General features: G+C 38.8%; 1 protein-coding gene. It reads right to left on the bottom strand.

The features are described from left to right. Positions 1-174: 174 nt before the first annotated feature. Positions 175-687 carry a hypothetical protein gene (locus tag AAA938_RS20120; RefSeq protein ID WP_338230722.1) on the bottom strand — a complete coding sequence of 171 codons (513 nt, stop codon included), beginning with the start codon at positions 685-687 and terminating at the stop codon, positions 175-177. Positions 688-1,006: the final 319 nt, after the last annotated feature.

Here is a 1,006-nt window from a genome sequence, read left to right as displayed (position 1 = left end):
TAGATGGCTTTTCAAACGTGACGAGCAATTCTGAGGAGACTTTTTCAGCTATCAAGTCCTACAAATCCAACTGAAATTCCGATTCAATCCCCATAAGAACCTCACCGGTTTCGTGCAACAGCGCTTTCATGCTTGGCTTTGCAAGCCGCACGAAAGCTTAGTTGTTGTGTGCAGTTAATTTTTTCGTCCAATTATTAAGTTCAATTTCTTGTTATGCTCTTTGTTATGAATTTTGCTACTGAGAATCCACCATATTGTTACTCCAAATATGACTGTCAATAAAATTGGTAGCCAATGAAATCCAAGCCAGAAATATGTCAAAAGTAAAATTGTGGTCAATAAGATCTCTATCCAGTAATTTTCTTTTTCTTCTCTCCTCTGCTTCAATATCATAAGGTTTCCGCGACCTTTTGTCAATCGCTCAAGAACTTTCTTTGTCAAACTGTCAACACTATAGTATTTGTCTAAGTCGGATAGTGTAAAGCAAATGGCGAACTCAAGCTCAATAGCATCCATAAACCTATAATACCTTCTCACACCTCTAAAGGAGTTTTTTATTGTGTCTTTGTGATGCGGAGGATTTGTTAGAAAGTCAAGAAAATGTGACTCATTAAATTCGCCATTAGGTATTTGTCTTTCTTTATTAAACAAATCAAGTATTTTCTCTCTAACCTCAAACTCTGTCATTGTTTTTCTGCTTTATTTTAATTGCACACAACGTTTGGGCGCTTGGCGCAGTGGGGGATTACAGGGCACAAAACTGTCGACCAAGCACAAACTTTGATAGAAGTAGTGCACTTGATTTAACCACTTCAGCCCCCATTGCGGCAAACGGCTGTTGCACTAAACCTGCGGTAGTTTCTCCGATTAGCAGCCCAAAAGAGGTATCTTTTTGATTCATTCTTAACCGTTTTCAATCATGAAAAAAAAGAGAACCTCCTCCAGACCGCTTGCTCCAAGATAGCGGGATTTGCTGAACTACTGGCCAAGTTTGAGCAAAAAGTTA

Origin of the sequence: Algoriphagus taiwanensis (assembly GCF_036245645.1) — a bacterium.
Classification (GTDB): domain Bacteria; phylum Bacteroidota; class Bacteroidia; order Cytophagales; family Cyclobacteriaceae; genus Algoriphagus; species Algoriphagus taiwanensis.
Note: the sequence above shows the minus strand (reverse complement) of the source record. Positions and strands in the feature narration are given on the sequence as shown.